This window comes from Gordonia sp. (in: high G+C Gram-positive bacteria) (genome assembly GCF_047606305.1).
Lineage (GTDB): Bacteria > Actinomycetota > Actinomycetes > Mycobacteriales > Mycobacteriaceae > Gordonia.
Window position 1 is genome coordinate 21689 of the sequence record NZ_JASGER010000083.1, and the last position, 6636, is coordinate 28324.

The 6636-nt window shown below is 69.2% G+C and carries 5 protein-coding genes and 1 pseudogene; 3 read left to right on the forward strand and 3 right to left on the reverse strand.

Going from position 1 to position 6636, the window contains the following annotated elements:
- Positions 1–3: 3 nt before the first annotated feature.
- Positions 4–690 (reverse strand): metal-dependent transcriptional regulator, encoded by a 687-nt coding sequence (locus QM634_RS12405; protein WP_415043087.1) that lies wholly within the window; start codon positions 688–690, stop codon positions 4–6.
- Between the two features lie 65 nt (positions 691–755).
- On the opposite strand from QM634_RS12405, the gene QM634_RS12410 reads away from it, so the two are divergent.
- Together QM634_RS12410 and rpsO are read left to right on the forward strand one after the other, a co-directional pair.
- Positions 756–1721 (forward strand): bifunctional riboflavin kinase/FAD synthetase, encoded by a 966-nt coding sequence (locus QM634_RS12410; protein ID WP_415043088.1) that lies wholly within the window; start codon positions 756–758, stop codon positions 1719–1721.
- A gap of 137 nt (positions 1722–1858) precedes the next feature.
- Positions 1859–2128 (forward strand): 30S ribosomal protein S15, encoded by a 270-nt coding sequence (rpsO, locus tag QM634_RS12415; RefSeq protein WP_415043089.1) that lies wholly within the window; start codon positions 1859–1861, stop codon positions 2126–2128.
- 68 nt (positions 2129–2196) lie between these two features.
- Here the strand turns inward: rpsO and QM634_RS12420 are convergent, their stop codons facing one another.
- Together QM634_RS12420 and QM634_RS12425 are read right to left on the reverse strand one after the other, a co-directional pair.
- Positions 2197–2868 (reverse strand): HAD family hydrolase, encoded by a 672-nt coding sequence (locus QM634_RS12420; protein WP_415043090.1) that lies wholly within the window; start codon positions 2866–2868, stop codon positions 2197–2199.
- Between the two features lie 48 nt (positions 2869–2916).
- Positions 2917–3939: pseudogene (locus QM634_RS12425) on the reverse strand (LLM class flavin-dependent oxidoreductase).
- A gap of 388 nt (positions 3940–4327) precedes the next feature.
- Here QM634_RS12425 and QM634_RS12430 point away from each other — a divergent pair.
- On the forward strand, positions 4328–6583 hold the full coding sequence (locus QM634_RS12430; protein ID WP_415043091.1) for a polyribonucleotide nucleotidyltransferase: 2256 nt from the start codon (positions 4328–4330) through the stop codon (positions 6581–6583).
- The last annotated feature ends 53 nt before the right edge of the window (positions 6584–6636 follow it).

Below are 6636 nucleotides of genomic sequence, written 5' to 3' on the forward strand. Positions count from 1 at the left end.
GCGTCAGCTCGTCGCCACGTAGATGGCCCGCGTCGCGACGTCGCCGAGCGTGATCCCCGGCTCGGCGCCGTCCACGGTCACCGTGGTGGTCCCGGCGAACGGCCGCTTGTCGGCGACGCGCACCGAGCGGTCGAGCGCGATGCCGACCTCGTTGAAGTAGCGCAGCATCGCCGGATCGGTGTCCGAGATGCGGGCGATCACGCCGGACTCGCCGTCGGCGAGGTCGGCGAGCAGGCACACGTCGGGACTGGCGATCTCGCCGCCGGCCGACGGAATGGGATCACCGTGGGGGTCGCGCCGCGGGTGCCCCAGCTTCGCGTCGATCCGCTCCATCAGGCGATCGCTCACCGCGTGCTCGAGCACCTCGGCCTCGTCGTGCACCTCATCCCAGCCGTACCCGAGTTCGGAGACCAGGTAGGTCTCCAGCAGGCGGTGCCGGCGCACCATGCCGACCGCGGCGCGTCGGCCTTCCTCGGTGAGCGTGATGGCGCCGTACTTCTGGTGCTCCAGCAGGCCCTGCTCGGCCAGTTTGCGGATGCCCTCCGACGCGGTCGACGGGGACACGTCGAGCTTGTCGGCGATCATCGACGTGGTCACCTTCACCTCGTCCCACTCGCGCGCCGTCCAGATCACCTTGAGGTAGTCCTGGGCGACGGCGGTCAGCTCGGACCGTTCGTTCCCGCGTGGCATGGCGTTCAGTCTAGTGATGCCGCGGCGCCGGTTCCCGTCAGCGGACGGCGAGTAAGGTGATCGGCGTGTTGCGATGGCGAGGTCTGGATGACATCCCCGCGGATTGGGGGCGCTGTGTGGTCACGATCGGCGTGTTCGACGGGGTGCACCGCGGTCACGCCCAGCTGATCAGGGCGGCGACGACGGCGGCGGCCAAGCGCGGCCTGCCGTCGGTGCTGATGACCTTCGACCCCCACCCGGCCGAGGTCGTCCGACCGGGCACCCATCCGCCGCAGCTGTCGACGCTGACCCGTCGCGCCGAGCTGGCCGAGGAGATGGGCATCGACGTCTTCTGCGTCATGCCGTTCACCCCGGCGCTGGCCGCCCGCTCGCCCAAGGATTTCGCGCACGGCGTGCTCGTGGAGACGCTGCACGCCGCCGACGTGGTGGTCGGCGACAACTTCACCTTCGGCCACAAGGCGGCCGGCGACGTCGCCAAGCTCCGCGAGTTCGGCAAGAGGTTCGGCTTCGAGGTCCAGGCCGTCTCGCTGTTCGGCGAGCATGCGGTCACCTTCTCGTCGACCTACATCCGCTCCTGTGTGGCCGCCGGGGACGTCGGTTCGGCCGCCGAGGCGCTCGGCCGCCCGCACCGGGTCGAGGGCGTCGTCGTGCGCGGCGACGGTCGGGGCAAGGAACTGGGCTTCCCGACGGCCAACGTCGCACCGCCGATGTATGCGGCGATCCCCGCCGACGGGGTGTACGCGTGCTGGTTCACCGTCATCGGCCCGGGTGCCGGCGTCGGTCCGGTCACACACGGCAAGCGGTACCCGGCGGCGGTATCGGTGGGCACCAACCCGACGTTCTCCGGTCGGGCTCGCACCGTCGAGGCCTTCGTACTCGACACCGAGGCCGACCTGTACGGCCAGCACGTCGCGGTCGACTTCGTCGAGCGCATCCGTCCGATGGAGCGGTTCGACTCGATCGACGATCTGGTCAAGGCGATCGCCGACGACGTCGACAAGACCCGCGTCATCCTGGCCAAGCAGGACTGACCCGCTCGCACGATTTGGGCGCCGACCTGCGGCGCTGGTAGATTCATCCCTCGGTGCTGCTGCAGTCCGTGGCGGCGCACCTCCCCGCCGGTGGTGGGGATCTGGACACGGCACTGAAACAACGAAGGAGCGCAGCCATGTCGCTGACCGCCGAGCAGAAGAAGACCATTCTGGCCGAGTACGGTCTCCACGAGACCGACACCGGTTCCCCCGAGGCCCAGGTCGCCCTGCTGACCAAGCGCATCGAGGACCTCACCGAGCACCTCAAGCAGCACAAGCACGACCACCACAGCCGCCGCGGCCTCCTGCTGCTGGTCGGCCGTCGCCGTCGTCTGCTCAAGTACGTCGCCAAGGTCGACGTCGAGCGCTACCGCGCGCTGATCGAGCGCCTCGGCCTGCGCCGCTAAGCGCCGCACGACTCACTCCGGCCCGCACCACCTCCGTGGTGCGGGCCGGAGTCGTTTCATGGTGGTGCCTACGTTGTGACGTCCGGTGGGACGAGGAGACCGGGCACGTCGTCGAGGGAGTCGATGATCGTGGCCCGCGCGGCCTCGGGGCGCAGCGCGTGCAGGTGGCCCCACGGCCCCCGCCGGATGAGGATCGGGCACATGCCGGCGTCGGCGGCCGGCAGGACGTCGTTGTCGGTGCGATCCCCGACGTAGGCGATCTCCGGCGGGGCGAATCCGGCGAGCTCGGCCACCGCCGCGAAGAAGCCCGGGTGGGGCTTCTCGACGCCGAGCTCGGCCGAGTTGCGGATCTCGTCGACGGGCAGGTCCATGGCGCGAAGGGCGGTCAGCGCCTCGGGTGGCTGGTTGCCGGCGACGATGACGCGCAGCCCGAGTTCGCGCAGCGTGGACAATGCGCGCCGGACGTCGGGGTAGAGGTCGTCGGCGTCGAAGGTGTTGCGCAGGCCGGTCGGGTCCTGCTCGGCCCAGGCGGCCTCATCGGCGGCGACGTCGAAACCCGGGCGGATCGTCTCGAATGCCCTGGCCACCGGGTGGTCGTCGGCGGCGCAGGCGCCGACCAGGCCCAGCATCGTGAGCGGGGTGACGCCCAGGCGGTGCGCCCATCGAGTCCAGATCCGCGTTTCGTCGATCAGGGTCTCGCCGACGTCGAACACGACGGCGCGGATAGCGGGAACGCTCATGCACGCGACCCTACGTGCCGCGGCGCGCACCCGTCACGCGTGTCGTCGTCAGCGCCAGCCCAACTCCGGCGCCACGTGCGTCAGGATCGACTCGAGGACGTGGGCGTTGTACTCGACGCCGAGTTGGTTGGGCACCGTCAGCAGCAGGGTGTCGGCGGCGGCGATGGCCTCGTCCTCCCGAAGCTGTTCGACGAGCTTGTCCGGCTCGGCCGCGTAGGAGCGGCCGAAGCGGGCCTTCACGTCGTCGATGATGCCGACCTGGTCCTGATCCTCGCGTCCGCGCAGGCCGAAGTAGGCGTGATCCTTGTCGTCGACCAGGGCGAAGATGCTGCGGCTGACCGACACCCGCGGCTCGTGCTCGTGGCCGGCCTCGGTCCACGCGTCGCGGAAACGTCGGATCTGTTCGGCCTGCAGCTGGTGGAACGGCACGCCGGTGTCCTCGGTGAGCAGGGTCGAACTCATGAGGTTCATGCCCTGGCGGGCGGTCCACTCGGCGGTGGCGCGGGTTCCCGCGCCCTACCAGATGCGCTCGCGCAGGCCGGGGGACTGGGGTTCGATGCCGAGCGGGCCGGGCGGGTTGGGGAACATCGGCCGCGGATTCGGCTGGGCGAAGCGCGCTCCATCGATCGCCTGCAGGAAGGCGGCTGTGTGCTCGCGGGCCATGTCGGCGTCAGAGGAGTCCTCGGCGGGGACGTACCCGAAGTACTTGTAGCCGTCGATCACCTGCTCGGGCGACCCCCGGCTGATGCCGAGTTGCAGCCGCCCGCCGGCGAGGAGGTCGGCGGCGCCGGCGTCCTCCGCCATGTACAGGGGGTTTTCGTACCTCATGTCGACGACCCCGGTGCCGATCTCGATGCGCTCGGTCTTGGCGCCGATCGCCGCCAGCAGCGGGAAGGGGGAGGCCAGTTGGCGGGCGAAGTGGTGGACGCGGAAGTACGCACCGTCGGCGCCGAGCTCCTCGGCGGCGACCGCCAGCTCGACCGACTGCAGCAGGGCGTCGGAGGCCGAGCGGACCTGTGAGCCGGCGCCGCCGGACCAGTGGCCGAAGGACAGGAATCCGATCTTCTTCATACACCCACTAACCGGACCGTGGTCCGAATAATTCCGCCCGCCGTGGCGAAAAGGGTTGATCGGCGGTCCGGGTGATAAGCTACACAGCGGAACATCGCAGGATGTCGATGTCACCCGAACCGCTGGACGACACGAATCAGATCGGTCCTCGGTAGTGGCCGCCGGAGTCGGGCGAAAACAATCCCCATTCCGGCTGCTTCGATCGAAGGCCGTCTGCACCGCACGCGACGCGTGCCCCCCGCCCAGTATTCGCGGCGATCTGACGCATTCCGCCTGTCTCCCGACACCGCCGAGGTGTGCGCACGCGTGCGCCGAATCGGCGTCGACAACGCATAACAACCGGCGTCACCACCGTGGTGCGCCGCATTGAAGGGACACACCCGAAAACATGTCTGACAACATCGACGTCTACGAAGACGACGTCACCGAAGCCACCGCGATCATCGACAACGGCGAATTCGGCACCCGCAACATCCGCTTCGAGACCGGCCGCCTCGCGCTGCAGGCCTCCGGCTCGGTCGTCGCCTACCTCGACGAAGAGACCATGATCCTGTCGACCACGTCCGCCTCGAAGGCACCCAAGGACCACTTCGACTTCTTCCCGCTGACCGTCGACGTCGAAGAGCGCATGTACGCCGCGGGTCGCATCCCCGGCTCGTTCTTCCGTCGCGAGGGCCGCCCGTCGACCGACGCGATCCTCACCTGCCGCCTGATCGACCGTCCGCTGCGCCCGACCTTCGTCGACGGCCTGCGCAACGAGATCCAGGTCATCGAGACCATCCTGTCGCTCGACCCGAACGAGTACTACGACGTCGTCGCCATCAACGCGGCCTCCGCGTCGACCCAGATCGCCGGCCTGCCGTTCTCCGGTCCGGTCGGCGGCGTGCGCGTCGCGCTCATCCCGACCGAGACGAACAAGGCCGGCCAGTGGGTCGCCTTCCCGACGGTCGAGCAGCTCAAGGGCGCCGTGTTCAACATGGTCGTCGCCGGTCGCATCACCTCCGGTGAGGGCGATAGCGCCGACGTCGCGATCATGATGGTCGAGGCCGAGGCCACCGACAACGTGCTCGAGCTGATCGAGGGCGGTGCGCAGGCGCCGACCGAGGAGATCGTCGCCGAGGGTCTGGAGGCCGCCAAGCCGTTCATCGCCCGTCTCTGCGAGGCGCAGAAGCAGCTGGCCGACGCCGCGTCGAAGCCGACCGCCGACTTCCCGCTGTTCCCGCCGTACCAGGACGACGTGTTCGAGGCCGTCGAGTCCGCCGCGTCCGGCAAGCTCGCCAAGATCCTCACCATCGCCGGCAAGCAGGAGCGCGACGAGAAGACCGACGAGCTGAAGGCGGAGCTGCTCGAGGAGCTGGGCGACAAGTTCGAGGGCCGCGAGAAGGAGATCGGCGCGGCCTACCGCTCGCTGACCAAGAAGCTGGTCCGCCAGCGCATCCTGACCGACCACTTCCGCATCGACGGTCGCGGCATCACCGACATCCGCTCGCTGTCGGCGGAGGTCGGCGTCGTGCCGCGCGCCCACGGCAGTGCGCTGTTCGAGCGCGGCGAGACCCAGATCATGGGCGTCACCACGCTGGACATGATGAAGATGGCCCAGCAGATCGACTCGCTCGGCCCGGAGACGTCCAAGCGCTACATGCACCACTACAACTTCCCGCCGTACTCGACCGGTGAGACCGGCCGCGTGGGCTCGCCCAAGCGTCGCGAGATCGGCCACGGCGCGCTCGCCGAGCGTGCCCTGGTGCCGGTGCTGCCGAGCGTGGAGGAGTTCCCGTACTCGATCCGCCAGGTGTCCGAGGCCCTCGGCTCCAACGGTTCGACCTCGATGGGCTCGGTCTGTGCGTCGACCATGTCGATGCTCAACGCCGGCGTGCCCCTCAAGGCCCCGGTCGCCGGCATCGCGATGGGCCTGGTCTCCGACGAGGTGACCGTCGACGGCAAGGCCGAGACCCGTTACGTGGCGCTGACCGACATCCTCGGCGCCGAGGACGCCTTCGGCGACATGGACTTCAAGGTCGCCGGCACCAAGGACTTCGTCACGGCCCTGCAGCTGGACACGAAGCTCGACGGCATCCCGTCGAAGGTTCTGGCCGGTGCGTTGAGCCAGGCGCGCGACGCCCGTCTCACCATCCTGGACGTGATGGCCGAGGCCATCGACGAGCCGGACGAGATGAGCCCGTACGCCCCGCGCATCACGACCGTCAAGATCCCGATGGACAAGATCGGCGAGCTGATCGGCCCCAAGGGCAAGACGATCAACGGCATCACCGAGGAGACCGGCGCCAACATCTCGATCGAGGACGACGGCACCGTGTTCGTCGGCGCGACCGACGGCCCGTCGGCGCAGGCCGCGATCGACAAGATCAACGCCATCGCGAATCCGCAGTTGCCGAAGGTCGGCGAGCGCTTCCTGGGCACGGTCGTCAAGACCACCGCCTTCGGTGCCTTCGTCTCGCTGCTGCCGGGCCGCGACGGCCTCGTCCACATCTCCAAGCTGGGCAACGGCAAGCGCATCGACAAGGTGGAGGACGTGGTGAACGTCGGCTCCAAGCTCCGCGTGGAGATCGCCGACATCGACGAGCGCGGCAAGATCAGCCTCGTCCCCGTCGCCGACGACGCGGCGGAGCCCGCCGACGCCTGATCGGCTCCTGACGCGACAGCGCGGTTGTCGGTGACCAGATGATGGTCACCGAC

What these genes read in the sequence shown, in the direction of transcription:
- QM634_RS12405 (WP_415043087.1), bottom strand. Translation starts at nt 690, where the DNA reads ATGCCACGCGGGAACGAACGGTCCGAGCTGACCGCCGTCGCCCAGGAC.
- rpsO (WP_415043089.1), top strand. Translation starts at nt 1,859, where the DNA reads ATGTCGCTGACCGCCGAGCAGAAGAAGACCATTCTGGCCGAGTACGGT.
- QM634_RS12420 (WP_415043090.1), bottom strand. Translation starts at nt 2,868, where the DNA reads ATGAGCGTTCCCGCTATCCGCGCCGTCGTGTTCGACGTCGGCGAGACC.
- QM634_RS12430 (WP_415043091.1), top strand. Translation starts at nt 4,328, where the DNA reads ATGTCTGACAACATCGACGTCTACGAAGACGACGTCACCGAAGCCACC.